The sequence below is a fragment of the Streptacidiphilus sp. PAMC 29251 genome, assembly GCF_054208735.2.
In genome coordinates, this window is the sequence record NZ_CM135725.2 from 7,869,274 (window position 1) to 7,894,557 (window position 25,284).

Below are 25,284 nucleotides of genomic sequence, written 5' to 3' on the forward strand. Positions count from 1 at the left end.
CCGCCCCGGCCCCGGTGTGCTGGTCTGCGGTGATGCCAGGAAAGTGCGAGACCATGTGTCCTGAGAACTGAGGACAGGAGCTTGGCATGGGCAACCCGGTGGACCAGCTGGTCGATCTGTTGGATCTGGAGCAGATCGAGGTCAACATCTTCCGCGGCCGGAGCCCGGAGGAGTCGCTGCAGCGGGTCTTCGGCGGGCAGGTCGCCGGGCAGGCGCTGATCGCGGCGGGGCGCACGGTGGCGGCCGACCGCCCGGTCCACTCGCTGCACGCCTACTTCCTGCGGCCCGGCAGCCCCGGGGTGCCGATCGTCTACCAGGTGGACCGGATCAGGGACGGACGCTCCTTCACCACCCGCCGGGTGCTCGGGGTCCAGCAGGGCCGGACGATCTTCGCGCTGACCGCGGACTTCCACCTGCCGGAGGAGTCGCCGTTCGAGCACCAGCTGCCGATGGCGCCGGTCCCGCAGCCCGAGGAGCTGCCGACCGCGCTGGAGGAGGTCGGCGCGGTGCTCGGCGAGCTGCCGCCGTTCATCAGCCGCCGCCAGCCCTTCGACATCCGTTATGTGGAGCGGCTGCGCTGGACCGAGGAGGAGCTGGCCGGCGTCGAGCCGCGCAGCGCGGTGTGGCTGCGCACCAACGGCCAGCTCGGGGACGACCAGCTGGTGCACGCCTGCGCGGTCACCTATGCCAGCGACATGACCCTGCTGGACGCGGTACGGATCCCGGTCGAGCCGCTGTGGGGCAAGCGGCACTTCGACATGGCCTCGCTGGACCACGCGATGTGGTTCCACCGTCCGTTCCGGGCCGACGACTGGCTGCTCTACCAGCAGGAGTCGCCGGTCGCGGTCGGCGGCCGGGGGCTGGCCCGGGGGCAGCTGTTCAACCGGCAGGGGGAACTGGTGGTGTCGGTGATGCAGGAGGGGCTGTTCCGGCGGATCGCCGACTGACCCCAGGGGAGACCGCCGGAGCGGGGAGAGGGATGATGTGACGTGCCCAAGGAACAGCTGACCCCCGCTCCGCCCGCCGTACCGCCCGCCGATCCGATCGCCCCGGCCGCCGAATCCGGCCGGTTCCGCAGACTGGCCCGTACCGCTCTCGCGGACGTCACCCCGCTGCGGACCAGCCCGGACTTCCGGCGGCTCTGGTTCGGGCAGAGCGTGTCCTCGGTGGGCCAGCAGATGACCGCGCTGGCCATCTCGGTCCAGGTGTACGCGCTGACCGGCTCACCCTTCGCGACCGGTCTGGTCGGCCTGTGCTCGCTGGTGCCGCTGGTCGTCTTCGGGCTCTACGGCGGGGCCATCGCCGACACTATGGACCGCCGCAAACTGGGTCTTTTCGGTGCGACCGGTCTTGCCGTGCTGTCCGCCGGGCTCGCGGCGCAGGCCTTCCTCGGGGTGCGCCAGGTCGGCGTGCTCTACGCGGTGGTGGCGCTGCAGGCGGTCTGCTTCGCGCTGAACGCCCCGGCCCGGGCCTCGATGGTGCCCCGGCTGGTGCCCGCCGAGCAGCTGCCCGCCGCCAACGCGCTGTCCACGGTCAGCATGAACCTCGGGCTGACCATCGGACCGATGCTCGGCGGGCTGATGATCGGGGTGTGGAGCTACCAGGCCGCTTACCTGTTCGACGCGGTGGCGTTCAGCGCCTCGCTGTACGCGATGTGGCGGCTGCCCTCGATGCGTCCCGAGGGCGACCCGGCCGGCTCCGGCCGCCGGGCCCGGGCCTCGGTCCTGGACGGGCTGCGCTTTCTGCGCGACCGCCCCAATCTGCGGATGAGCTTCATGGCGGACCTCGCCGCGATGGTGTTCGGGATGCCCCGCGCGCTGTTCCCCGCGCTCGCCCTGGTCCTCTACCACGGCGACGCCCGCACGGTCGGGCTGCTCGCCGCCGCCCCGGCGGTCGGGGCGCTGCTCGGGGCGCTGTTCTCCGGCTGGGTCAGCCGGGTGCACCGGCACGGCCTCGCGGTGATCTGCGCGGTGCTGGCCTGGGGCCTGTCCATCGCCGGGTTCGGCCTGGCCAGGCAGCTGTGGCTGGGGCTGATCCTGCTGGCGATGGCCGGGGCGGCGGACACCGTGAGCATGATCTTCCGCAACACGATCATGCAGGCGGCCGCACCGGACGACATGCGCGGACGGCTGCAGGGAGTGTTCGTCGTGGTGGTCGCCGGCGGGCCCCGGCTGGGCGACTTCGAGTCCGGCAGCGTGGCCCAGCTCACCAGCCCCACCTTCTCCGCCGTCAGCGGCGGCCTCGCCTGCGTCGCCGCGATGCTGCTGCTCACCGCCCGGCACCCGGCCTTCGCCCGCTACGACGCGCGGAACCCGGTGGCCTGAGCCGCTTGGGGGCGGGGAGTGACAAGGACGCGTATGGATGGGCGGGGCCGGCGTCAGGGGGGCGTCAAGGGCGGGTCCCCTGAGGGCGTGGCTGGGCTTCGATGGAGTCAGGCACCCGGTTCGGCGGACTGAAACCCGGGGCCGCTCGGCGCCCTGGAGGTTCTCATGGCCGGCACCCAGTCACTCTCGCGTTCGATTCCCCGTTCGTTCGCTCGTCCCAGCAGCCGTGGCAGCCGTAGCAGCGGGGCGACCGTCGCCGCGGCCGGTGAGCGCCGTGCGGTGCTGTCGGCGCCGATGGCGCTGGTGCTGGCCTTCGCCGTGGCGGTCCCGATCTCGATCCTGGTCACCGCGGCGGGGATGTGGGGCCAGCCGCTGTTCCTGCTGGTGGCGCTGGGCGCGGCGGCCTGCGCCCTCGGCTGGTGCTGCGACCTGGCCGGGAGCGTCCTGGTCGGGGTGGTGTTCTGGATGTTCCTGGACGGCTTCGACCTGCACCACTGGGGCGTCCTCAGCTGGGACGGCCGGACCGACGCGATCCGCCTCGGCGTCCTGGTCGCGGCCGGGGTGGCGGGCGCGCTGGCCCGGTACGCGCGGGACGCGTCCCGGCTGCACCGCTGGTCGCGTCCTGACTACACCGCCGGCGAGGAGGCCGGGAGCAGCCCCGCCAGCAGCGGCAGGTAGTGGGCCAGCGGCGGGGCCGTCAGCAGCGGGTCCTTGGCCTGCTCGTCCCAGCGGCGCAGCCGGACCGCGTCGGCGGCGTGCGGGCCGGATTCGAACGCGGTCGCCTGGTCCTGGGTCATCGGGCCGCCCTGGACCCGGAGGGTCTGGATCGAGGCATCCGAGAGCCGCCCGAAGTAGCCGGGCTCGACCGCGCACAGATAGCGCTTCGCGGCCACGTGCAGCCGTACCGGCTCGGTGACCTCCGGGCCGAACCACTGGGCCAGCCAGTCCGCGCCGGTGTGGCTGTGCCGGTTGTCGGTCCCGGCCATGAGCGCGTCCCCGGAGAGACCGCCCTGAGCCCTGGTCAGCGCCTCGAAGTGGCCCACGTCGTGCAGCAGGGCCGCCGCGACCAGCGGTGCCGGGGCTCCTGCGGCCTCGGCCAGCGCGGCGGTCTGCAGCATGTGCGCGGCCTGGGTGACCTCCTCGCCGAAGTACTCGGCGGCGCCGGCGCCCGCGAACAGGTCGGCCAGTGCGGTCAGGACGTCGGGCAGGTCGGATCCGTCGGGTGCGGGGCTGGCCGGCTGGGGCATCGGGGTGTCCTCCGCTGGGTGGGTGCGACGGGAAGGCCTTCTGGTACTGATCCCCCGGGAGGAGACGGTGACACCGCCTGACATCATCGCGGTGACGGGCGGGCGGCCGTCCGATGATCGGTGGGGGAATCGTGGACAGGGCGCGGCGGGTCGGGGTGGCGGTGTCGGTGGCGTCGGCGCTGCTGCTCCTGCTGACGGCGGGGGACCGGGCGCAAGGGCCGGTGGTGCGGCTGGACCGGGCTGAGGTCAGCGCGGACCTGGCCGCAGCGGCGACAGCGAGCGGACTGAACGGGAATCAGGGCGCGATCGCCGTTCTGACCGCTGGTCGGGGCAAGCCGCTGCGGCCTGAATGCCTGGTCACCCGCATCGCATCCGGGCCGTTCACCCCGGCCGGGATCGATCGGAGCACCGCCGTGCGGGCGTACACCGCCTCGGTGGCCGCCCTGCGACGGCAGGGCTGGATCCCGACCGGCCGCGCCGGCATGCCCGGCTCCACCGCGCTGACCAGGGGAGGGTGGACCGTCACCGTCATGGGTCCCGGCGATGCCATCGGGACGGACATCGAGAGCTCGGTCGACTTCACGGCGATCAAACAGGCCTGCTGAGCCGCGCGGTCCGAGCCGGGGCGTGGTTCATCGGCGCAGGCTGTGGGCCATGTCATAGTGAGGGTCATGCGGCGGCTTCCAGGGCAGGGGCAGCGGATGCCTGGTGTACCTGTACGGCGGATGCTCACCGACCTGCTGACCGAGGTGAAGAAGCGCCGCAATGATCCGGTGGTCGTGCAGACCCTGCGGGCCACCGTCGCCGCGACCCTCGCCTACGCCGTCGCGCTGCGGCTGAGCAGCGAACCGGCGCCGCTGACCGCGCCGCTCACCGCGCTGCTGGTGGTGCAGGTGACGCTGTACTCGACGCTGAAGACCAGCATCCGCCGGGTGAACGCCGTGGTGGTCGGGGTGCTGCTGGCGATCGGGTTCAGCTCGGTGGTCGGCCTGAGCTGGTGGAGCCTGGGGCTGGTCATCCTGGCGGCGCTGACGGTGGGCCAGTTCGTCCGGGTGGACGAGTTCGTGAACGAGGTCGCGATCAGCGCGATGCTGGTGCTCGGCGTGACCAGGCTGGCGTCCCAGGCCTGGGACCGGGTGCTGGAGACGCTGATCGGGGCCGGGGTGGGGCTGGCCTTCAACTTCCTGTTCGCCCCACCGGTGTGGGTGGACACGGCGGGGGAGTCCCTGGAGGACCTGGCCCGCCGGGTGCGGCTGCTGCTGCTGCGGCTCGGCGAGGAACTGGACGCCCCGCCCGCCGTCGAACGGGCCGCCGCCCGGCTGCACGAGGCCCGGCACCTGGACCAGGACATCGCCGAGGTCGACGGGTCGCTCCGGCAGGCCGAGGACAGCCTGCGGCTGAACCCCCGGATCAGCGAGGGGCTGCTGTCCCGGCTGGTGCTGCGGACCGGTCTGGACACGCTGGAGATCTGCGTGGTGGTGGTGCGGGTGCTGGCCCGCTCGCTGACCGACCTGGCCAAGCAGCACGAGGCGGACGGCCCGGAGCAGGCGGACCGGCCGATCTTCTCCGAGCAGGTGGCGGTCTCGCTGGGGGAACTGTTCGCGCACATCGGCGACGCCCTGGTCAGTTTTTCGGTGCTGGTGACCACCCAGGTCAGCAGCAACGCGGAGGAGGCCGAATCCCGGCTCACCGCGGAACTCGCCGCGGCCTGGGGCAGCCGGGAGAACGTCGCCCGGCTGCTGCTGCACCGCATCCAGGAGACCCCCGAGGACTGGCAGTTGCATGGTTCGCTGCTCGCCGAGGTGGACCGGATCCTGGACGAACTGGCGCCGGAGCACCGCTCCAAGCGGCTGATGGAGGAACTGGACCGGGCCTCACTGACGAAGCGTCAGCGCCGGGTTGGGTTCGGTGTGGTCCAGCGGACCGTCCGCCGACGTCGTCACTCTGCGTAACTCTTCGAGATGCGCGGCGACTTGCCGCCTGCGACGGTGGTGGAGAGCCCACCGGATGTGGGTTCGGCGTTCCAGTTGAACTGACCCATGCAGGAGACGCACTCATGTCGAAGGTCAAGAACCGCGACCGCAAGCAGAAGACCGCTGCCCACGCCGACCACAGCGCGCAGGCGGCCCAGGGCGCCCGGGGCGCCCACGGCGACAAGGCCATGTCGCCGGAGATGCAGGACGCGCCGACGCTGCTGATGCCGACCACCTCGGCGCAGCCGTCGGCGCGGAAGAAGGAGAAGCGGTACGGGCACAACTGAGCCGGTGTGATCCGGCGGGTGTGATCCGGCTGTTGCGGCAGCCCCTGCGGTGCGTGCCCCGATTCATTTCGGGGTGCGCACCACAGGCATGAGTGCGGTGATGCCGGGTACACGCGGCCCATGACCGTCGACACGCAGGTGATTCCGCAGGCCGCCGCCGCAGCCGCCGCCGTACGTCCCGCCGTACGCACCGTCGCAGGCCCCGCTGCCGCGGACGCCGGGGCGTACTTCCCCGAGCTGGACCTCTCCGAGCCGCGCCGGGTCAGCCCGGTCGACGCGCGGGCGATGTCGAAGGTGCTCTTCGCCCGGCTGGCCGTGCTGGAGGAGGGGACGCACGAGTACCAGTACGTGCGCAATACGCTGATCGAGCTGAACCTGACCCTGGTGAAGTTCGCCGCGGGGCGGTTCCGCACCCGCAGCGAGCCGATGGAGGACATCGTCCAGGTCGGCACGATCGGGCTGATCAAGGCGATCGACCGGTTCGACCTGGACCACGAGGTGGAGTTCCCCACCTTCGCGATGCCCACCATCGTCGGCGAGATCAAGCGCTTCTTCCGCGACACCAGTTGGGCCGTGCACGTGCCGCGCCGGCTGCAGGAACTGCGGCTGCAACTGGCCAAGGCCACCGACGAACTCGCCCAGCGGATGGACCGGGCGCCGACGCCCAAGGAACTCGCCGCGCACCTCGAACTCACCGAGGACGAGGTCCGCGAGGGCCTGGTCGCTGCCAACGGCTACTCGGTCAGCTCCATCGACGCCGGCACCCCCGGCGCGGAGGCGGACGACGACAGCTCCTCGTTCACCTCGCGCCTGGGCGAGCTGGACCCGAGCATCGAGGCCGTCGAGAACCTGGAGTCCCTCAAGCCGCTGATCGCCCAACTGACGGACCGGGAACGGCTGATCCTCTCCATGCGCTTCGTGGAGGACATGACGCAGTCGCAGATCGGCGCCCAGCTGGGCATCTCGCAGATGCATGTCTCCCGACTGCTGTCCCGGGCCCTGGGACGCCTCCGCGCACCGCTGCTCGTCGAGGAGTAGGACAGGAGTAGGACCAGGTCGACTCGGGGGGGTGGCCGCAGGGGGTTAACCCCCGAGTGGGGCGGGTGGGCGCTCCATGGTTCGGAGTGGGTGGTGATCTCTAGGTTGTGAGGCAGGGGCGGCGGTTGGCCGCCTCTGCCCGCGAGCCGAGGAGATCCGGATGTCGACGCAGGTCAGCGCGCCCCCGAGCGGGCAGCGGGAGTGGCCGGAGACCTCCGGGCCCGCCGCCGCCGGGGAAGGCAGCGAGTTCGCTCCGCTGCTGCGGACGGTACGGGCGGCGGGGCTGCTGGAGCGGCAGACCGGGTGGTACGCGCGAAGCATCGGGCTGAACCTGCTGCTGGTCGCCGCGACCTGGACCGGGGTGGTGCTGCTCGGCGGCTCCTGGTGGGTGCTGCTGCTCGCGGCTCCCGCCGCGGTGTTCGGGGCGCGCACCGCCTTCCTGGGCCATGACGCCGGGCACCAGCAGATAGCCGCCAGTCGGCGGGTGAACCGGGTGATCGGCCTGGTGCACGGCAATCTGCTGCTGGGGATGGGCATGGGCTGGTGGACCGACAAGCACAACCGGCACCACGCCAACCCCAACCACGTCGACAAGGATCCGGACGTCGGGGTGGGCGTGCTGGTCTGGACGCAGCGTCAGGCGGCCGAACGGGACGGCTTCGCACGGTGGCTGACCCGCAATCAGGCCCGGTTGTTCTTCCCGCTGCTGCTGCTGGAGGGTGTCGCCCTCAAGGTGTCGAGCATCCAGGACCTGCGGCACCGGAGCGGGCGGGACCGGCTGGTCGAGGGCGGGCTGCTGGCGCTGCACCTGGTCGGCTACGTGTCCCTGCTGCTGGTGGCGATGGGCCCGTGGCAGGCGCTGGCGTTCGCCGCCCTGCACCACGCGCTGTTCGGGCTGCACCTGGGCTGCGCCTTCGCGCCCAACCACAAGGGCATGGAGATGCCGGACCCGGACGGCCCCCGCTGGGGCCACCTCCGCCGCCAGGTGCTGACCTCGCGCAATGTCCGCGGCGGCCCGTTCACCGACTGGTTCCTCGGCGGACTCAACTACCAAATTGATCACCACCTCTTCCCCAGCATGGCCCGATCCCGGCTGAAGGCGGCCCAGCCGCTGATCCGGGCGCACTGCGCCGCGCTCGGGCTCCCGTACACCGAGACCGGGCTGGTCGAGTCGTACCGGCAGGGGCTGCAGCACATGCACGAGGTCGGCGCCGAGTTGCGGGACGCGGCCTGAGTAGCGGGTTTTGGGCTGTTGGCTACAGCCGCAGCGCGGCCAGGAGCAGGGCGGTGACACTGCCGGCCTCGGTGATCGCGCCCTCGCGGACGGCGGTGACCGCCTCCGCCAGCGGGCGCCAGCTGAGGACCATGCCCTCCTCGCTCGGCTCCCGGGCCAGCACGCCGGGCCGGAGCCCGCGGGCCAGGAACAGATGGGCCCTGGCCGGGGTGGCGGTGGGGAGTTGGTCGATGACACCGAGCGGTTCCAGGGTGTCGGCCCGCCAGCCGGTCTCCTCCTCCAGTTCGCGCCGGGCTGCCGCCTCCGGCTGCTCCGAGCGGTCCACATTGCCGCCGGGGACCAGCAGCATCCGACGCTGCTGGAGGTAGAACTGGTCCTCGACCAGCGCGACCCGTCCGTCCTGGTCCACGGCGACGACGCGGACGGCGTCGGCGACGTCCACCCAGTCCCAGGTGCCGGTGACGCCCTCGGCGATGAGCAGGTCGTCCTGGTAGGCGCGGACGAAGCGGCCGTCGGTGAGCTGGCGGCGGTTGGTGCGGGACCAGGTGCTCATCGGGGGCCTTTCCGAGTCCGGGCAGTGGGGGTCCAGGCAGTGGGGCGGGAGACGGTGCCGGTCAGGGCTTGATGCCGACGCCGCCGTAGAAGCCGCGGCTGCCGTTCCACTCCTCGTGCGTCGCCTCGGCACGCCAGTTGGCGACCGGGACCAGGCCGGGCTCGATCAGCTCCACCCCGGCGAACAGCTCGCCGATCTCGCTGCGGGACCGGAGGTGCAGTTGGGCGCTGGCCTTGCTGTACGGGCCCTTCAGCTGCTCGGCGCGCCCGGAGAAGTCCTCGCCCTCGGCGTCCCAGGAGCCATGGCTGAGGATCAGCAGGCTGCCCGGGGCCAGCGGGGCGAGCAACTCCCCGACGATGGCGTGCGGGTCGTCGGAGTCCGGGATGAAGTGCAGGATCGCGGCCAGGACCAGGGCGACCGGCTCGTCGTAGTCGATCACCTTCTGCACCACCGGGTCGGTCAGGATCTTCCCGGGCTCCCGCAGATCGGCCTGGACCACATGGGTCGCACCGTGGCCGGTCCCCGCCATCAGCGCGCGGGCGTGGGTCAGCACGATCGGGTCGTTGTCGACATAGGCCACCCGGGCCTGCGGGTTGACCTGCTGGGCCACCACATGGGTGTTGCCCGCGGTCGGGATCCCGGTGCCGATGTCGAGGAACTGGGAGAGGCCGGCCGACGCCGCGTAGTGGATCGCCCGCCCGAGGAAGGCCCGGTTCATCCGGGCGGCCATCCGCATCTCCGGCACGATCCGCAGCACCTGCTCGGCTGCTTCCCGGTCGGCGGGGAAGTTGTCTTTTCCACCCAAGTAGTAGTCATACATGCGGGACGGGTGCGCTATCGCCATGTTTCAGATCGGCGGACGGCGCATGGTTCGGGTCCTGCGACTCGGCCGTTGGTCTGATTCCCTGTGCCACTGCCGTACCCCCCGCACATCCGCACCTTGCGTGTAGCCGCCAGGGTAGGCCCCCCAACCCCGCCCTGCCCCCGGTTTTGCTCATTGTATTGGTTTTGTCTTCCTGGTATGTTTTTTGTCTTGGATGGGGCGGCTGACGATGAGGGGCTCGGATGTTGTGGGTCGAGGCGGCCGGGGTGGTGGAGCAGCGGGTCAGGGACGGGGTGTTCGCTGCCGGGCGGCGGCTTCCGGCTGAGCGGGAGCTGTGCGAGCAGCTGGGGGTCAGCCGGGTCACGCTGCGGCGGGCGCTGCACCATCTGGTCGACCAGGGGGTGCTCAACTCCTCGCACGGACGCGGCTGGTACGTCGCGACCCGCAGCGACCGCGGCGACCGCGGCGACCGGGAGTGGCCCAACTCGCTGGAGTCCTTCACCGAGACCGCGCACCGCAAGGGCCTCGAACCGTCCGCGCTGGTGCTCCGCGCCGAGGTCGCCCCGGCGACGCTGGACGAGGCCGACGAGTTCGGGATCGCGGCCGGTGCCGAGCTGTTCCACCTGGACCGGGTGCGGATGCTGGACGGGCTGCCGATCGGGGTCGACGCCTCGCGGGTGGTGCTGGCGCTGGCACCCGGTCTGACCAGCGCGGACTTCGCCGACTCCTCGCTGCTGGAGCAGCTGGCCGGAGCCGGATTCGAACCGGCACGGGCCGAGGCGATGATCGAGTCCCGCGGCTGTCCGGCGGAGATCGCCCCGCACCTCGACCTGGCCGAGGGGGATCCGGTGCTGGTCATGCAGCAGGTGATGACCGACGCCGACGACCGCGTCGTGCTGATCACCACCCTCACCTACCGGGGCGACCGGTACCGGCTGCGGACCTCCTTCGTTCGCCAGTCGTGAAGGCTCGTGAAAGTCCGTGAAAGTTCTTGAGAGGAAGCGCCCTGTGTCTCCAGCGCCCGAAGGAACCATCCCCTATCTGCGGGGACGGGCGGCCCAGCCCGCCGCCCTGGAACGCATCGCCGTCCGGGTCGCCGAGCAGCTCGCCGGCACCGACCTGACCGCATCGCCCGCCCGGTGCTCACCGGCATCGGCGCCAGCCATGCCGCGCTGGCGCTGCCGGTCCGGCTGCTCGGCGAGGACGGGGTCGCCGCACGGCGGGTGCTGGCCGGGGATCTCGGCCCAGGGCCGGTCTTCGACGACGCCGACCTGGTGCTCGGGGTGTCCCAGTCGGGGCGCAGCACCGAGACCCTGGAGGCCCTCGGCCGGGTCCCGCAGCAGCGGCGGGCCGCGCTGGTCAATGTGGCCGGCTCACCGCTGACGGCGGCGGTCGGCCTCGCGATAGACCTCGGCAGCGAGCCGGACAGCTATGCCTCCACCGTCGGCTACACCGGCACGCTGCTCGGCCTGGCGCTGGCGGCCAGGGCCCTGGCCGGACGCCCGGCCGCGGAGGCTCTCGGCGAGTGGGCCGGGATCGGGGCGGCGCTGGAACGCCATGAGGCGGCGGTCGGCCCGGTGGTGGACGCCGTCGCCGAGGCCGCCGCCGGGATCGTCGCCGCCGATGTGGTCGCCTCGGGTGCGGCCAGATCGGCGTCCGAGGCGGGCGCGCTGCTGCTGCGCGAGGTGTGCCGGGTCCCGGCCGGGGCCCAGGTCACCCGCAACTATCTGCACGGGGCGATGGAGTCGGCCGGGCGCACCCTGCATGTGGTGATCGGTGACGGCCGCGAGATCGAACTCGCCCGCACCCTGGCTGCGGCGGGGCACCTGACGCTGGTTGTCACCGCGACGGCGCTGACCGGGGCGGGGCAGTTGTTCGTGGCCCGGCTCCCGGAGGGGATCCCGCTGCCGGTCCGCACCGTGCTGGAGACCGCGGTGGTGCAACGGCTCGCGGGTGCGTTGGCGCAGGTGCGCGGGGTGGACATGGAGGAGTTCGTGTTCCACCACACGGACACCAAAACCGACGTCATCACCGACGTCATCACCGACGTCATCACCGACGTCATCACCGATGTCAGCTCTGCGGCAGCCGGACCAGCAGCAGGGTGATGTCGTCGTTGTGCGCCTCGGGGGCCGGGATCAGGGCGTGCAGCAGGCAGTCGGCGGCCCGGTCCAGCAGGTGCGCATCGTCGTGCCCGGTCTCGGACGGTCCGTCCGCGAGGGCGGATTCCAGTGTGTCGGCCAGGAGTTGGATCCGCTGGTCGATGTCGGTGTCCGGGGTCTCCACCAGGCCGTCGGTGTAGAGGGCGAGGGTCGAACCCGGCGGCAACCGGTGCACGGCCTGCCGGTGCGGGAACCCGCCGACGCCGAGCGGGACGCTGATCGGGGCGGCCAGCGCCCGGGGCGGCTGTTGCGGCGCGGCGATCAGCGTCGGCAGGTGCCCGGCCGAGCAGACGGTGAGGCAGCCGGCCTCGGGGTCCAGCACCAGGTAGCAGCAGGTGACCAGTTGGTCCGGCAGCTCGGCGACAAAGGCGTCCAGCGCAGTCATCAGCCGGGCCGGCGACATTCCGGTCTTGGCCAACGCATGCGCGGCGGCCCGGAGTTGGCCCATCACCGCGGCGGCGTGCACACCGCGGCCCATCACGTCCCCGATCAGGACGCCGAACCGGCCGCCGTCGAGCGGGATCAGGTCGAACCAGTCGCCGCCCACGCCGGCCTCCTCGGCCGAGGCCAGATACCGGCTGGCGGTGGGGAGTTGGGCGAGTTTCGGCGGGGTTCCCATCAGGCTGTGCTGCAGTGTGAGCGCGATCCGGCGCTGCTGCTCGTACAGGGTCCGGCGTTCGGCCTCGGCCTGCTTGCGTTCGCTGATGTCGCGGATCGCGGCGGAGACCAGCAGACCGTCCTCGGTCTGCAGCGGGCTGACGCTGATCTCGACCGGGAAGTCGTGGCCGTCCCGGTGACGTGCGTGGAGATCCCGTTGCGGTCCCGTGAGTTGGCCCGGGCCGGTGAGTTGCTGCGGGCCTGTCAGTGTGGGGGAGTCCGGCAGCAGCAGCGAGAGCGGGCGGCCGACCAGGTCCTCGCGGCGGTGGTCGAACAGCTTCTCGGTCTGCGCGTTGACCATGACGATGACGCCGTCGCCGTCGGAGATCACGGTGGCGTCGGGGCCGGACTCCAGCAGGTCGCGGAACCGCTGCTGCAGCCGGTCCGCCTCGCGCCGGGCCAGCACCCGGTCGGTGACGTCCAGGGAGACGCCGCAGACCGCGTAGGCGCGTCCGGCGCTGTCGTTGAGCGGGAACAGCGTGGTCAGGTAGTGGTGCGGGCCGTCCTGCTGGGGGAACACGTCCTCCCGCTGGACCGATCCGCCGGCGTTGCGGGCGGCGTGGTCGGCGGCCCGGGCGGCCAGCGCCGCGTCCTTGGGCAGCAGGTCCTCGACCGTGGCGCCGACCACTTTCCCGGCCGCCGCGCCGACCAGGTGCTCGAAGCGGGAGTTGGCGGCCAGGAAGCGGCCGTCCAGATCCCTGGTGAAGATGACGGCGGGAGTGTGGTCCATGAAGGCCTGCAACTGCGCGTACTCGCCGATCTTCCGCTCGGCCCCGGTCCTGGCGGTCTCCACCCGGCGGGACAGGGCCAGCGCGCCGAAACTGCCGGCCAGCAGCACGGTCACCCGGCCCAGCACCATCAGCGTGACGCCCTGCCTGGCGCCGAACAAGTGCGCGTTCTGGCCCGCGAGTTGGACCCAGCCCAGCAGCGGGATCAGGGTCAGTGTCGCCCCGAAGATCCACCGGCCCAGCAGCCCGGTGGTCCCGGCGTTGGTCAGCAGCGCGGCCAGGCCCTCGTCCGGTCGCGCCAGGAACAGCGCGACGCCGGTCAGGACCAGGGCCAGGGCGGTGTTCACGGCCATTCCGGTGCCGTCGCCGAACGGCCCCAACTGCCGGACGCTGTAGGCGAAGCTGTACAGCCGGGCCTGGCCGGTCAGGGCCACTGCCAGGCCCAGGGCCTGGCCCAGCAGGACCACCCGCGGACGGGTCGAGCACACCGCGGGCAGCGCGGCGGCGGTCAGTACCAGCCCGAGGGCGGTGTCGGGCGCGTGGAGCGAGGCGATCACCGCCGCGGCGACCGCCGCAGCGCCGACGATCCGCCGGCCTCCGGCCGACGGCTCGCGGCGGACGACCAGCAGCAGGGCGCCGGCCAGGATCGCCAGCGCCACCGCGGAGTTGGGCTCCATCGGCACCGGCTGGCCGGCTAACACACCCCTGAGCAGACCACTGTGCAGCGGCAGGCCCAGCAGCGCCGCCCAGGCCAGCAGCAGGGCGAGCAGCGCTCCGAGCGACCCGGCGGCCCGGGCCAACCGCAGCACCAACGGATGCCCGGGCAGGGCCGGTCCGGGTGCCCGCGGTTCGGGTGTCCACTCCGGCATCTGGCATCACCACACGTTCATTTGCGCTGCCTGCATCGGCTGCCGGATCAGAATGACAACGGTAGCCAGGAATGCCGGTGGGCGAGGGACTATCCCCAAACACATGATCCGCACGCCGGTACGATCAACGGAACGATCAACGGAACGAAGGAGATGCCGATGGCGTCCACCGGACGCGTGCTGCTGGCCACCTCGACGGACGGGATCGAGCGCGACGCCGACCTCCCGCTGCTGCTGGACGCCCTGCGGACGCGCGGGCTGGACGCCGAGGCCGTGTACTGGGACGCGGACGGCTACGACTGGTCCGGCTGCGACGCCGTGGTGATCAGGTCCACCTGGGGCTACAGCAATGAACTGGCGGAGTACCTCGGCTGGGTCGACCGGGTGGCCGCGGTCACCCGGTTGCACAACCCGGCTCCGGTGGTGCACTGGAGCAGCGACAAGCGCTATCTGCGGGATCTCGCGGAGCGGGGCGTGCCGGTCGTGCCGACCACCTTCCTGGCGCCGGGGGAACCGGTGACGCTGCCCGGGGACCCGGAGTTCGTGGTCAAGCCGACGGTCTCGGCCGGGGCCCGGGACACCGCCCGCTACACCGCGGACCGGACCGCCCTCGCCGAAGCCCATGTGCGGGCGCTGCACGCGGCCGGACGAACGGTGATGGTGCAGCCCTATCTGTCGCGGATCGCCGAGGGCGAGCGGGCGCTGGTGTTCCTCGGCGGGGAGTTCAGCCATGCGATGCGCAAGGGGCCGGTGCTGACCGACATCGGCGTGATCGACAACGACCGGGTCTCCCACCCCGACCTGCTGGTCCATCAGCCCTCCGCCGCCGAGATCGAACTCGCCACGGCGGCGCTCGCCGCCGCGCCGGACGCCGACCGGCTGCTGTTCGCCCGGGTGGACCTCGCCCTCGCCGAGGACGGGAGCCCGGTGCTGATGGAACTGGAGCTGGTCGAGCCCAATCTCTTCCTCAGCTGCGACCCCGGCGCCCTGGACCGGTTCGCCCGGACGATCCAGGAGTGGACGGCGCCCACCGGGTCCGCCTGAGGCGGGGCGCGTCCACCTCCTGGACGCCGGGTGGCCGGGCGCTGGACGCCGGGTGCCGGACGCCGGGTCAGGCGGTGGCGAAGACCCCGGCGGGGAAGGCGCCGTTGGTCAGCGCGGTGCGGGTCAGCCGGTTGGCGATCTCGGTCAGCCGCTCCACCCCGGGCTGGCCCAGGTGCTGGTAGGGGGCGTGTCCGAGGGTGTCGGTGAGCGCCTCGATCTGGCGGCGCTGGTCCAGCCCGCTCGGGGTCTGGTTGCCTTCGGCGTCCAGCAGGCCGCGCTCGCGCAGCCGTTCCACGCAGGCGTCCCATTCCTCCTGGGACCAGCCGCGGCTGGCGCGGGCGAACCCGGCGGTGAAGCCCTTGTTGGTGGCGGTGTGGGTGACCAGCGCCTCGATGCCGTCCAGCTCGGCGCCGGTCAGCGCGGCGAGGTGGCCGTCGCCGCGGTGCTCGCGCAGCAGGGTGAGGGCGTGCCACAGGGCGAGGTGCGGCTGCTCGGGCACCGGGAGGTCGGCGTGCGCCGCGTAGAGGGGACGTCCGGCGGCGCCGCACGCGGACGCGGCCTGGGACGCCAGCTCGGCGGCCTCGGCGATCTCCGGGTCGGCGAGCGCCTCCTCGCCCAGCAGTCGGCGCAGCACCCGGTCGACGGCGCGCAGCCGCGCGTCGAGGACGGCCTGCGGCATCGCCAGCTCCCACGCCTGCGGGATGTGGTGGGCCACCAGGCCGGGGCTGAAGTTGAAGAAGGTGGCGGCGACCGTTCCGGCGCCGACCGCGCCCATCGCCGCGGCCCGGCCGGCGAAGTAGCACATGCGACCGGCCCGGAGACCGGCCGCGGTGAACTCCTCCTCGGCCTCGGGCGCGAAGTAGATCAGTGAGTGCAGCGGGTTGAGCGCCTGGTAACAGCGCCTACTCTCCAGTAGCTTCATGGGCCCACTCTAGGGACGCCGTCTGTTCCAGGCCAGCCGCCGTGATGCGCCAGGCGCGGGGTGGGCTCGCACGGGCCGGTCGCGCGCGGGGCCGTCTCGCACGGGCCGGTCTCGCACGGGTCGGTCTCGCGCGGGGCGGCGAGGCGGGCGGTGACGGTCTTGCCGCCGGCCTGCCGCCGGATGTCGACCTGCTCGGCGAGCGAGGTCAGCAGGTGCCAGCCGAAGCCGCCGGTGGCGGTGGTGAGGCCGGGCGTGCGGGGCCGGGGGCGGACCGGGCTGGTGTCGCCCACGGTGACCGTCACCGTCGCGTGGGCCGGGTCCTCGGTGAGGGACAGGGTGCACGGGCCGGGCGCGTGGCGTACCGCGTTGGAGACCAGTTCGCTGACCGCGACCAGCAGGTCGCCGACAGCGGTCGCGGTCAGTGGCGGGGCGGTGGCGGTGAGGAAGCGGCGGGTGTGATCGCGGGCCCGGCCCACTGTTCCGGCCTGTCCGGTCAGCGCCCAGGTCGCTGACCGGGCCGGTCCGCTCGCCTTGTGCTCGCCCGTGTACATGCCCTCCTCCTGCCCAGGGGTCGTCCTGATATGTTCCGTTTCGGCCGTCGTCGTCCGGATGGCCCCGCGACCCTCCTGGCCTCGGGTTCCTGTGGTCGGGTACGGGCGTCAGGGCCGTTCGTCGCCGTAGAGCCGGAGGGTGTGGGGCTGGGGGAGCCGGCCCTGGAGCCGGGCCAGCGAGACGGCCTGCTTGGTCCGCAACTGCTCCAGATTGCTGTCGTAGCCCTGCTGGATCCGCTCCAGGCTCTGCCGCCACTGCGCCTCGGCCGTCGCGAGCGCCACCGTGGCGGCGTCGAGCGCGACCAGGGTCTGCGCGTACAGCTCGCGGTGCTCGGCCGCCATCCGCTCGTAGCTCCGCCGGCAGGCCCGCAGCCGGCGCCGGTAGAGCAGCGCGGCGAGCAGCGATCCCAGCGCGGCGGCGCCGAGGCAGGCGATGGCAACAGCAACGGCCACGGCCGCCTCCTGGGCGCTGGGGGAACCCCATGGTCGCAAACAACCCGCCGCGGGAGCCAGCAGGGGTCAGGCCGGGAGGGAGACCCCGGTGAGGCGTTCGGCCTCGGCCCAGAGCCGGGCGTTGGCGGCCTGGTCCAGGGCCCGGCGGGTGGTCTTGGCGGGGGCGGTGGGGCCGACCAGTCCGAAGCGTCCGCCCGGGCCGAAGTAGCCGGCGGCGGTGGCGTCCGGGCTGGTGGCGGCGTAGAGCAGCGGCTCGGCGCCCTGTTCGACCTGCTGCTTGGGCAGGAAGTCCATGCTGTTGAGGAGCGAGCGCTTGGGCTTGTCGCGGCCCAGGTTCGCGCCCGCCGACTGCAGGTTGGTGAGGGTGTAGCCGGGGTGCGCGCCGGTGCTGAGCAGGTTCCAGCCGCGTGCGGCGGCGACCGCGGCGAGCTGCTGGGTGAGTATCAGGTCGGCGAGCTTGGACTGGGCGTAGGAGAGGTTGGCGCTGTAGCGGCGGCGCTCCCACTGCAGGTCGTCGAAGCGGATCCGGCCGTAGCTGGCGGTGCCGCTGCTCATGGTGGCCACCCGCGGGGCCTCGGCCGCCAGCAGCAGCGGCAGCAGCCGCAGGGTCAGCGCGAACGGGCCGAGGAAGTTGCTGCCCAGCTGCAGTTCGAAGCCGTCGGCGGTGGTCATCCGGGTCGGCGGGGCCATCACTCCGGCGTTGTTCACCAGCAGGTCGAGCGGGGTTCCGTCGGCGATCAGCCCGTCGGCGAACTCCTGGACCGAGGCCAGGTCGGCCAGGTCGATCCGGCGCACCTCCAACTGCGCGTCCGGGTGCTGGGCCAGGATCTCGGCGCGGGCCTGCTCGCCCTTGGCGACGGTGCGGACGGCCAGGACCACCCGGGCCCCGGCGCCGGCGAGCCGGCGGGCGGTCTCCTTGCCGGTGCCGCTGTTGGCTCCGGTGACGACGACGAACTTCCCGGTCTGGTCGGGGACGGTGTACATGCGAGGGCTCCTCTGGCGCTGGGGGCGGGGGCCTTATCGGACCGCCGGTCTGTTGTATTGAACGCTAGCAGACTGGCGGTCTGATAACAACAGACCGGAGGTCTGTAGACTGCCCGCATGACCTCGCCCTTCCAGCGCGCCCGCAGCGACGAGCAGCGCGCCGTACGCCGCCAGGCGATCCTGGACACCACCGCCGCGATGCTGGTCGAGATGCCGGTGGCCCAGGTGAGCCTCAATGAGCTGAGCCGGCGGGTCGGGCTGGCCAAGTCGAATGTGCTGCGCTACTTCGAATCCCGCGAGGCGGTGCTGCTGGAGCTGCTGGACGTCGCCTCGCGGGAGTGGCTGGAGCAGCTGGGACCGGCCTTCGCCGCCGCGGTGGACGGGGTGGAACCGGCGGGGCGCGGTGACCGGGCGGTCGCCGCGCTCGCCGCCACGCTGGCGGCCCGTCCGGTGCTGTGCGACCTGGTCGGCGCGCAGGCCGCGGTGCTGGAGCGCAATGTCTCCCCGGCCGTCGCGGCGGAGTACAAGCACGCGTCGATCGCCAATGTCGGCACCCTGGCCCGGCTGGTCCGCGACCACGTCCCCGAGCTGACCGAGGCGGACGCGCTGCGGTTCGCCGCGGTCACCGTGATGGTGACCGGCGCGGTCTGGACGCACTCGCACCCGACTCCCGCGATGCTGGCCGTCTACGAGGCGGATCCGTCGCTCGCGTCCATGCGGCTCGACTTCACCGAGGCGCTGCGGCAGACCCTGGAAGTACTGCTCTCGGGGCTGCTCGCCCGCGCCTCGCGCTGACCGCCGGGCGGGGTGGCAGACTGGCGTTGCGTCCCGCAACCACCCAGCACCACCCGCATCGTGGAGAGCACCGTGGAACTCACCGACGACCTGCTCGCGCTGCTGACCCAGCCGAGCACCTGCTATCTCGCCACCTCGATGGCGGACGGCTCGCCCCAGCTCACCCAGACCTGGGTCGACACGGACGGGAAGCACGTGCTGATCAACAGCGTGCAGGGCCATCTGAAGGTGCGGAACATCGCCCGCGACCCCCGCGTCGCGGTGACCGTCTCCGACCCGGCCAACCCGTCCCGCTACTTCCAGGTGCGCGGACGCGTCCTGGACGTGACCACGGACGGGGCGGTCGAGCACATCGAGAAGCTGTCGCAGCGCTACCTAGGCGGCCCGTACCCCTGGTTCGGCGGCCGGGACCAGACCCGGGTGCTCCTGGTGATCGAGGCCGATCGGATCAGCGGGATGGGGTAGTCGCCTGACAGCGGTTGCGTGCTCCCAGCCCCGACTCAGCAGAGAGAAGTGCCTGTCATGACTACCGACCGACCCGTCCTGCAGCCGAGCCCGAAGCACCCCATCACCGTCGAGGCGAACCCCGACCGGGTCGTCGTCACCGTGGCCGGCCGCGCGGTCGCCGACACCCGGCGGGCCCTGACGCTGCGTGAGGCGAGCTACCCGGCGGTGCTGTACATCCCGATCGCGGACGTGGACCGCTCGCTGCTGGAACGCAGCGACACCACCAGCTACTGCCCGTTCAAGGGCGAGGCGAACTACTACAGCATCCCCGCGGGCGGCGAGCGCTCGGTGGACGCGGTGTGGGTGTACGAGTCCCCGCACCCGGCCCTCGCCGAGATCAAGGACCATGTCGCGTTCTACCCCGACCGGGTCGACGCCATCGAGGGCGGAGCCTCCGCATGAGCAAGTACGTGCTGACGATCCCCGGCACCTTCCTGGCCCCGCTCCGGCCGGAGGCGAAGACCCGGCTGCTGAACGCACTGCAGGGGGTCGACCCGGACGAGGTGGGCTCCTCCGTCCCCGGCGACCTGGGGCTGCTGACCCTGGACGAGGACGGCGCCAGGTTCGTGCTGCACCTCGAGGTCGAGGCCGCGGACCGCGGCGCGGCCGAGGCCGAGGCGGTCTCGGTGGCCCGCGGCGCGCTGGCCGCGGCCGGCTACGACGAGGACACCGCGCCGACCGGCGCCCCGGCCGTGACCGCGATCGACGTCGGCTAACTTGCCGGGCTCTGATGTGCCGCCCGGCGCTCGTCCGCCTCGGCGTACCCGGCGGCCGTGCGCCGGGCGGCGACGACCGCCGCGTGGGCCTGGGCGGTCGCCTCGGGCAGGGTGCCGGTCAGCTGGACCGGTACGCCGAGGTGGACGTGCAGCCGGGGGCGCCGCAGCGGCGCGGTGAGCAGCCCGGCCAGCTGCTTGACCCGCCCGCCGGAGGTGATCCGGCGGGCGCCGGCCTGTCCCAGCGGGACCACCGGCGCCCCGCTGGCCAGGGCCAGCCGGGCCACCCCGGAGCGGAAGCCCTCCGGGTCGCGATCGCCCGAGTCCAGCCGCTTCGGCAGGCGTCCCTCGGGATAGATCACCACCACCCGTCCGTCCGCCAGCGCCTTCGCCGCCTGGTCCAGGGCGTCGGCCGCGCGGCGGTCGCCGCGGTGCACCGGGATGTGCCCCTCGGCGCGCAGCCGGGCCCCGAGCAGCGGTATCCGCCACAGGCCGGCGGTGGCCAGCACCACCGGCTGCCGGACGCCCTGCCGGGCCAGCGCGGCCAGCACCACGCCGGGGTCGATCAGCGAACTGTGGTTGGCCGCGACGATGCTGCCGGGGGCGGGGCCGTTGACTCCGTCGGCCTGGGAGTAGGCGTCCGGGGTGATGTCGGAGGTGACGTCGAGGCGGCCCAGGGCGGGCAGGACGCGGCGGGCTATGTCGCTGAGCATGCGCCCATCCTGGCGCAGTCGGCGGCCCTGGCACATGAGTACGGCTACTCGGGTAGGACGGCGGGGGGCGCGGGCGCCCGGGGTTCGGCCGGTTCCGTGGTCCAGTCGGCCAGCAGCCGCAGCGCCTGCGCCGAGGGCGAGCCAGGCTCGACGGTGTAGAGGCCGAGGGTCAGATCGGGGTCGCCGGTCGGGTGGAAGACCTCGTACTCCAGGGTGAGGTCGCCGGCCACCGGGTGGTGGTAGCTCTTGCTGCCGTGGCTCCGCCGGAGCACGTCGTGGTCGGCCCACCAGCGGCGGAAGTCCCGGTCGCGGACCGACAGCTCACCGACCAGCTCGGCCAGCCGCGGGTCGTCCTGGTGCCGTCCGGCGTACAGGTGCAGCCCGGCGACGGTGCCGCGGGCGGCGGACTCCCAGTCGGTGTAGAGGTCGCGGGCGGACTCGTCCAGGAAGAGGTAGCGGGACATGTTGCGCTCGTGCCGGGGCAGCGCGTCGAAGTCGGTGTACAGCACCCGGGCCAGCCGGTTGCTGGCCAGCACGTCGTTGCGGTGGCCGAGCAGCACGGCCGGGGCGTCCGCCCACTGCTCCACCACCCGGAGCAGCCCGGGACGGACCCGCTGCGGCGGCAGCGGACGCCGGCGGGCCCGGCTGGGCCGGGCCAGGGTGAACAGGTGGCCGCGTTCGAGGTCGTTGAGCCGCAGCGCCCGGGCGACCGCGTCGAGCACCGCCTCGGAGGCATTGATGTTCCGCCCGCGCTCCAGCCGGACGTAGTAGTCCACGCTCACCCCGGCGAGCATGGCGACCTCCTCCCGCCGCAGGCCGGGCACCCGGCGGGCGCCGGACTGCGGCGGGAGGCCGGCCTCGGCCGGGCTGATCCTGGCCCGGCGGGAGCGCAGGTAGTCCCTGAGTTCGTTGGTCTCCTCGGCGGAGTGGTGGTCCATGTCCTCCAGGCTAGGTCCGATGGGGCGCGGTCACCGGACCGGAGAGGGGTTCTGCTGGACCCCCGGTCGAGGCGTCACTGTTGCCCGGCCCCGGGCCGGTGCTTGTCTGGTGGAGGGGAACCACGCACCACCGCACAGAACAGGACACCCGAGATGACCGACTCCACCCGCGTCACCACTCCCTTCACCGCCACCTCCACCGCCGCCGAGGTCGCGGCCGGGATCGACCTCACCGGCCGCAGGGCCGTCGTCACCGGCGCGACCTCCGGCATCGGCATCGAGACCGCCCGGGCGCTCGCCGCCGCCGGCGCGGAGGTGACCCTCGCCGTCCGCGACACCGGGGCCGGACAGCGGGTCGCCAAGGAGATCACCGCGACCCACCCCGAGGCCGAGTTGCGCGTGGCCGCCCTGGACCTCTCCGACCTGGCGTCCGTCGCCGCCTTCGGCGCCGGTTGGGAGGGGCCGCTGCATCTGCTGGTCAACAACGCGGGGGTGATGGCGACCCCGGAACTGCGGACCCCGCAGGGCTGGGAGCTGCAGTTCGCCACCAACCACCTGGGCCACTTCGCGCTCGCCACCGGGCTGCGCCCCGCGCTCGCCGCGGCCGGCGGGGCCCGGATCGCCGCGGTCAGCTCCGTCGCGCACCTGAACGCCCCGGTCGACTTCGACGATCTGCACTTCGAGCGCCGCGCCTACGACGGCGCGCTCGCCTACGCGCAGTCCAAGACCGCGGTCGTGCTGTTCGCGGTGGAGGCCGCGAAGCGCTGGGCCGCGGACGGGATCACCGTCAACGCGCTGCACCCCGGCGCGATCCTGACCAATCTGACCCGGCACATGGACAGCGCGGAGCTCGCTGCCGCGGTCGCCCGCGGCTACACCTTCAAGACCCCGGAGCAGGGTGCGGCCACCTCGGTCCTGGTGGCGACCTCGGCCCGGCTCGACGGCGTGAGCGGACGCTACTTCGAGGACTGCGACGAGGCCCCCCGCCACGTCCCGGGCGGTGCCCAGGTCGGTGTCGCCGCTCATGCCCTCGACCCCGCCGCGGCCGCACGCCTGTGGCAGGTCAGCCTCGACCTGCTGGCCCTGTGACCCGGCCTTGGCGGACGTCGCTGGAGACCCTTGCGGGTCGTGGATCCACCAGTGCTTGTAGTCAAGGGAGTTGATGAATATCAGGGTCGCCGCGACAACCTCCACGATCCTCGCTGGCGATCCGAGGCATGTCAACCAGCAGTTGAGACTATTTCGCTCTTGCGTGCGAATAACTGGGAAAAGTCGGTAGTTGACACATCTATTGGCTGCCGGTCAGTCAACTGCGTGTTGAGGCCGAACGGAGCGGTGGCGGTCCGGGGCGGTCGGCCTCTAAGGTGCGTGCAAGGATGATGTGGTTGATGGGGGCCTTCTATGACACCGGGTCAGAAGCCACGGCCGGACCGGGACGCTCGACCCCCCGGTCCTGGATCGGGGTTCGCCGACCGCCTCAACTGGCTTTTCGGGACGATCCATCCGATGGCCGGCCCCTACAGCAACGCCCATGTGGTCCGGGTGATCAAGGGCAATCCGGAGAAGTACGGCAGTGTGTCGCTCACTGAGCAGTACCTCTCGCAACTGCGCAAGGGGCAGCGCACCGCGCCGAGCGACGAGACCAAGCGGGCGGTCGCCCTGTTCTTCGGCATCCCGGTCGGCTGGCTGCTGGGCGAGCTGGATCCGGCCGCGGCCCGGCAGGTGGAGAACGAGGTCCAGTTGCTCGCGCTGGCCCTGCGCGACGAGGGTGTGAAGTCGATCGCGCTGCGCAGTTTCGGCCTGCCGAGCGAGATGCAGAACCTGGTGCTGGGCCTGCTCGGGCAGATGCGCGGCCAGGCCGGACTGCCCGGCGACCACGAGGCCGAGGATTGAGCCCGGATGAGATCCTGCCTTCCCCGGTCCGACCGGTGGCCGTGGCCGTCCATCGCTGGCGCGCGCCGGGTGCGGAGGGTCGGACCATGAACGCCCTGCGCCGCGCCTGCGCCCGACTGGTCGAAGGGCTGGAGATCCCCGCCGACTGCGACCTGGACGGCCTGGTCCAGCACATCGCCCGGGCCACCGGCCGCACGCTGACGGCCAGGGCCGCCCCGCTGGGCCCGCGGGTCTCCGGGCTCACCCTGGACACCGGGACGCACGGCCTGATCCTCTACCAGCAGCACACCACGGTCTGGCACCAGACCGGCATCGTGCTGCATGAACTCGGCCACCTGGCCTGCCGGCACGAGTCCTCCCCGGAGGCGATGGTGGAGGCGGCGCGGCTGCTGGCCCAGGTGACCGACCCGGCGCAGATGGCGCAGCACTTCGGCGCCGGCGTGCACGCCCGGCACCACGGCTACCACAAGCGGGCCGAGTTGGAGGCCGAGGAGTTCGCGGTCCAGGTCACCGCGCGGCTGCCGCTGCTGGCCGTGGCCGGCTCCTCGCAGGCCGTGGACCGGCTCGCCCCCTCACTGGAGCACCGACGCCCCGGCGGCGCCTCGTGAGCGCCTTCTGGGAGACCTGTCTGGACGTCGGGTACCCGCTGGTGGGGGCGCTCTCGTACGGGGTGGTCGGGCACAAGCTGAACGCGCTGCGGCGGGTGGGCTGGGATCCCGCGCTGGCGGCGATGGCGGCCTGTCCCGCCTTCAGCGGGTCGGCGTTCCTGGTCGCGACGCCGGTGGTCTACCGCTCGCTCGACCACGCGGTCGGCGTGCCCAATCTGGCCACCCTGCTGGTGTACGCGCTGATCACGGCCTGCGGGGCCAGCGCGCAGGTGCTGCTGGTGCTGTGGCCGACGCATCAGGCCCAGCGCCGCGACGGCCGGGTCGGCTGGCTGGCGCTGCGTCGGCTGCGCGCCCAACTGGCGCTCTCCGCAGTCACGCTGGCGCTGATGGGCGCCCTGTTCTGGTCCGGCGCAGCGCGGTTGCGGGCTCGGGAGACACCGACCACCTTCGACACCGTCCACGCCGCCGTTCCGGCCGTGGCGGTGTTCCTGATGGTCTATCAACTCGCTTTCGTGGCCATCCTGGTGCGGTTGGCGCTGCTGTGCCGGACGCTGGCCGTCGAACCGGCGGTGGCCGCCCGGTACTGGCACGCCAGGGGATTGCGGCTGATCGGCGCGGGCTCCTGGATCGCCCTGGGCTACGGGGCCGCCAAACTCACCGCGATCCTGCTGCGGCTGGCCGGCCGCCACGCCGACGTGCTGTCGACCGTCGTGGCCCCGGAGTTCGCCTCGGTCGGCGCGGTGCTGATCGCGGCCGGCTTCTCCGCCACGGTGGTGGGCCCGCGGCTGGTGCTGTGGCGCCGATATCGTCAAGTCGCCCCGCTGCAGCGGGTGCTGACCCGGGCCCTGCCGCACACCCGGATGCCCCGGCTGTGGTGGGAGGGGCTGCTGCCGCAGGGCTGGCGGCACCGTGAGTGGCAGCGCCAGGTGATGGAGTCCAGGGACGCCCAGGTGCTGCTGACCCAGTACGCGGCTGCCGATGTCGCCGACCGGGTGCTCGCCCTGGCGGGGGCAGTCGGGGCAGCCGGAGCAGGGGAATCGGGCGGAGCAGTCGGGTCGGCGGGAGCGGCTGTCGTCGAGCAGGAGCGGCGGGCGCTGGTGGACGCGGTCAGCCTGCGCTCGGGACTGGCCCGCTACCGGCTCGGCCACCGGCCCGTCCCGCTGCCGGCGCAGCCCTCGTACGGTGGCCGCGACGCCGGTGGGGACGTCACCTCGGACCAGCACGACCTGGCCCGGGTCGCGCTGGCCTTCTTCGGTCCGGCGGCGGAG

At 72.7% G+C, this 25,284-nt stretch carries 28 protein-coding genes and 1 pseudogene; 19 read left to right on the plus strand and 10 right to left on the minus strand.

Translation table 11 applies throughout. The annotated features are described in order from the left end of the window. Positions 1–86 precede the first annotated feature (86 nt). From ACXKR8_RS37265 to ACXKR8_RS37275, 3 genes are all read left to right on the plus strand, one after another. Positions 87–947, plus strand: a complete 861-nt coding sequence (locus ACXKR8_RS37265) for an acyl-CoA thioesterase (RefSeq protein ID WP_458268961.1) — start codon at positions 87–89, stop codon at positions 945–947. Positions 948–1,043: 96 nt separating this feature from the next. After that, positions 1,044–2,324: an MFS transporter gene (locus tag ACXKR8_RS37270; RefSeq protein WP_458275190.1), complete on the plus strand. Its 1,281-nt coding sequence runs from the start codon at positions 1,044–1,046 to the stop codon at positions 2,322–2,324. Between the two features lie 165 nt (positions 2,325–2,489). Then, positions 2,490–3,002 (plus strand): hypothetical protein, encoded by a 513-nt coding sequence (locus ACXKR8_RS37275; RefSeq protein WP_458268962.1) that lies wholly within the window; start codon positions 2,490–2,492, stop codon positions 3,000–3,002. Here ACXKR8_RS37275 and ACXKR8_RS37280 read toward each other — a convergent pair. Beyond that, on the minus strand, positions 2,951–3,571 hold the full coding sequence (locus ACXKR8_RS37280) for a phosphonate degradation HD-domain oxygenase (RefSeq protein WP_458268963.1): 621 nt from the start codon (positions 3,569–3,571) through the stop codon (positions 2,951–2,953). The genes ACXKR8_RS37275 and ACXKR8_RS37280 overlap by 52 nt on opposite strands. 131 nt (positions 3,572–3,702) lie before the next feature. On the opposite strand from ACXKR8_RS37280, the gene ACXKR8_RS37285 reads away from it, so the two are divergent. The 5 genes from ACXKR8_RS37285 to ACXKR8_RS37305 all read left to right on the plus strand — a co-directional run bounded on the left by ACXKR8_RS37285 (position 3,703) and on the right by ACXKR8_RS37305 (position 8,103). After that, entirely contained in the window at positions 3,703–4,176 is a 474-nt protein-coding gene (locus ACXKR8_RS37285) for a hypothetical protein (RefSeq protein WP_458268964.1), read from the plus strand. Between the two features lie 96 nt (positions 4,177–4,272). Beyond that, on the plus strand, positions 4,273–5,523 hold the full coding sequence (locus ACXKR8_RS37290) for an FUSC family protein (protein WP_458268965.1): 1,251 nt from the start codon (positions 4,273–4,275) through the stop codon (positions 5,521–5,523). A gap of 104 nt (positions 5,524–5,627) precedes the next feature. Further along, positions 5,628–5,831 carry a hypothetical protein gene (locus tag ACXKR8_RS37295; protein WP_458268966.1) on the plus strand — a complete coding sequence of 68 codons (204 nt, stop codon included), beginning with the start codon at positions 5,628–5,630 and terminating at the stop codon, positions 5,829–5,831. 120 nt (positions 5,832–5,951) lie between these two features. After that, positions 5,952–6,869 carry an RNA polymerase sigma factor SigF gene (locus ACXKR8_RS37300; protein ID WP_458268967.1) on the plus strand — a complete coding sequence of 306 codons (918 nt, stop codon included), beginning with the start codon at positions 5,952–5,954 and terminating at the stop codon, positions 6,867–6,869. A gap of 160 nt (positions 6,870–7,029) precedes the next feature. Next, positions 7,030–8,103, plus strand: coding sequence for a fatty acid desaturase family protein (locus tag ACXKR8_RS37305; protein WP_458268968.1), 1,074 nt, complete (start codon positions 7,030–7,032; stop codon positions 8,101–8,103). A gap of 22 nt (positions 8,104–8,125) precedes the next feature. Here ACXKR8_RS37305 and ACXKR8_RS37310 read toward each other — a convergent pair whose 3' ends face one another. Then, complete coding sequence (locus ACXKR8_RS37310) at positions 8,126–8,656, minus strand: NUDIX domain-containing protein (protein ID WP_458268969.1); 531 nt, start codon at positions 8,654–8,656, stop codon at positions 8,126–8,128. Positions 8,657–8,717: 61 nt separating this feature from the next. Continuing rightward, positions 8,718–9,476 carry an SAM-dependent methyltransferase gene (locus tag ACXKR8_RS37315; RefSeq protein WP_462099980.1) on the minus strand — a complete coding sequence of 253 codons (759 nt, stop codon included), beginning with the start codon at positions 9,474–9,476 and terminating at the stop codon, positions 8,718–8,720. A gap of 245 nt (positions 9,477–9,721) precedes the next feature. Here ACXKR8_RS37315 and ACXKR8_RS37320 point away from each other — a divergent pair, with 245 nt between their 5' ends. Together ACXKR8_RS37320 and ACXKR8_RS37325 are read left to right on the plus strand one after the other, a co-directional pair. Further along, complete coding sequence (locus ACXKR8_RS37320) at positions 9,722–10,444, plus strand: GntR family transcriptional regulator (RefSeq protein WP_458268971.1); 723 nt, start codon at positions 9,722–9,724, stop codon at positions 10,442–10,444. A gap of 174 nt (positions 10,445–10,618) precedes the next feature. Beyond that, positions 10,619–11,587, plus strand: a complete 969-nt coding sequence (locus ACXKR8_RS37325; protein WP_462099981.1) for an SIS domain-containing protein — start codon at positions 10,619–10,621, stop codon at positions 11,585–11,587. Here ACXKR8_RS37325 and ACXKR8_RS37330 read toward each other — a convergent pair. Further along, positions 11,553–13,895 carry a SpoIIE family protein phosphatase gene (locus tag ACXKR8_RS37330; RefSeq protein WP_458268973.1) on the minus strand — a complete coding sequence of 781 codons (2,343 nt, stop codon included), beginning with the start codon at positions 13,893–13,895 and terminating at the stop codon, positions 11,553–11,555. The genes ACXKR8_RS37325 and ACXKR8_RS37330 overlap by 35 nt on opposite strands. Before the next feature lie 159 nt (positions 13,896–14,054). On the opposite strand from ACXKR8_RS37330, the gene ACXKR8_RS37335 reads away from it, so the two are divergent. Then, positions 14,055–14,939 (plus strand): ATP-grasp domain-containing protein, encoded by an 885-nt coding sequence (locus ACXKR8_RS37335; protein WP_458268974.1) that lies wholly within the window; start codon positions 14,055–14,057, stop codon positions 14,937–14,939. 67 nt (positions 14,940–15,006) lie between these two features. On the opposite strand, the gene ACXKR8_RS37340 is transcribed toward ACXKR8_RS37335, so the two are convergent. From ACXKR8_RS37340 to ACXKR8_RS37355, 4 genes are all read right to left on the minus strand, one after another. Beyond that, positions 15,007–15,861, minus strand: coding sequence for an SCO6745 family protein (locus tag ACXKR8_RS37340; protein ID WP_458268975.1), 855 nt, complete (start codon positions 15,859–15,861; stop codon positions 15,007–15,009). Next, positions 15,858–16,412, minus strand: a complete 555-nt coding sequence (locus tag ACXKR8_RS37345) for an ATP-binding protein (RefSeq protein WP_458268976.1) — start codon at positions 16,410–16,412, stop codon at positions 15,858–15,860. The genes ACXKR8_RS37340 and ACXKR8_RS37345 overlap by 4 nt, the downstream gene beginning before the upstream one ends. A 108-nt stretch (positions 16,413–16,520) precedes the next feature. Further along, positions 16,521–16,865: a hypothetical protein gene (locus ACXKR8_RS37350; RefSeq protein ID WP_458268977.1), complete on the minus strand. Its 345-nt coding sequence runs from the start codon at positions 16,863–16,865 to the stop codon at positions 16,521–16,523. Between the two features lie 66 nt (positions 16,866–16,931). Next, positions 16,932–17,849 (minus strand): SDR family oxidoreductase, encoded by a 918-nt coding sequence (locus tag ACXKR8_RS37355; RefSeq protein ID WP_458268978.1) that lies wholly within the window; start codon positions 17,847–17,849, stop codon positions 16,932–16,934. A gap of 117 nt (positions 17,850–17,966) precedes the next feature. On the opposite strand from ACXKR8_RS37355, the gene ACXKR8_RS37360 reads away from it, so the two are divergent. Genes ACXKR8_RS37360 through ACXKR8_RS37375 form a run of 4 tightly spaced genes read left to right on the plus strand, consistent with a single transcriptional unit; the run spans position 17,967 to position 19,867 of the window. Next, entirely contained in the window at positions 17,967–18,644 is a 678-nt protein-coding gene (locus ACXKR8_RS37360; protein WP_458268979.1) for a TetR/AcrR family transcriptional regulator, read from the plus strand. Positions 18,645–18,704: 60 nt separating this feature from the next. Further along, entirely contained in the window at positions 18,705–19,109 is a 405-nt protein-coding gene (locus ACXKR8_RS37365; RefSeq protein ID WP_458268980.1) for a PPOX class F420-dependent oxidoreductase, read from the plus strand. Positions 19,110–19,166: 57 nt separating this feature from the next. Next, the gene (locus ACXKR8_RS37370) at positions 19,167–19,553 is read left to right on the plus strand and encodes a DUF427 domain-containing protein (RefSeq protein ID WP_458268981.1); all 387 of its coding nucleotides are present in this window, start codon (positions 19,167–19,169) and stop codon (positions 19,551–19,553) included. Further along, complete coding sequence (locus tag ACXKR8_RS37375; RefSeq protein WP_458268982.1) at positions 19,550–19,867, plus strand: hypothetical protein; 318 nt, start codon at positions 19,550–19,552, stop codon at positions 19,865–19,867. Before ACXKR8_RS37370 ends, ACXKR8_RS37375 begins: the two co-directional genes overlap by 4 nt. Here ACXKR8_RS37375 and ACXKR8_RS37380 read toward each other — a convergent pair. Further along, positions 19,864–20,577: a lysophospholipid acyltransferase family protein gene (locus ACXKR8_RS37380; protein WP_458268983.1), complete on the minus strand. Its 714-nt coding sequence runs from the start codon at positions 20,575–20,577 to the stop codon at positions 19,864–19,866. The genes ACXKR8_RS37375 and ACXKR8_RS37380 overlap by 4 nt on opposite strands. A gap of 44 nt (positions 20,578–20,621) precedes the next feature. Then, positions 20,622–21,515 carry a helix-turn-helix domain-containing protein gene (locus ACXKR8_RS37385; protein WP_458268984.1) on the minus strand — a complete coding sequence of 298 codons (894 nt, stop codon included), beginning with the start codon at positions 21,513–21,515 and terminating at the stop codon, positions 20,622–20,624. Between the two features lie 153 nt (positions 21,516–21,668). Between ACXKR8_RS37385 and ACXKR8_RS37390 the strand changes: the two genes are divergently transcribed. The 4 genes and pseudogenes from ACXKR8_RS37390 to ACXKR8_RS37405 all read left to right on the plus strand — a co-directional run. Continuing rightward, entirely contained in the window at positions 21,669–22,604 is a 936-nt protein-coding gene (locus ACXKR8_RS37390) for an SDR family NAD(P)-dependent oxidoreductase (protein ID WP_458268985.1), read from the plus strand. Between the two features lie 417 nt (positions 22,605–23,021). After that, positions 23,022–23,408, plus strand: coding sequence for a helix-turn-helix domain-containing protein (locus tag ACXKR8_RS37395; RefSeq protein ID WP_458268986.1), 387 nt, complete (start codon positions 23,022–23,024; stop codon positions 23,406–23,408). A gap of 86 nt (positions 23,409–23,494) precedes the next feature. After that, positions 23,495–24,016: a hypothetical protein gene (locus tag ACXKR8_RS37400; protein ID WP_458268987.1), complete on the plus strand. Its 522-nt coding sequence runs from the start codon at positions 23,495–23,497 to the stop codon at positions 24,014–24,016. Between the two features lie 41 nt (positions 24,017–24,057). Next, positions 24,058–25,254 (plus strand): annotated as a pseudogene (locus ACXKR8_RS37405) (MAB_1171c family putative transporter); the annotation flags it as partial. Between the last annotated feature and the right edge of the window lie 30 nt (positions 25,255–25,284).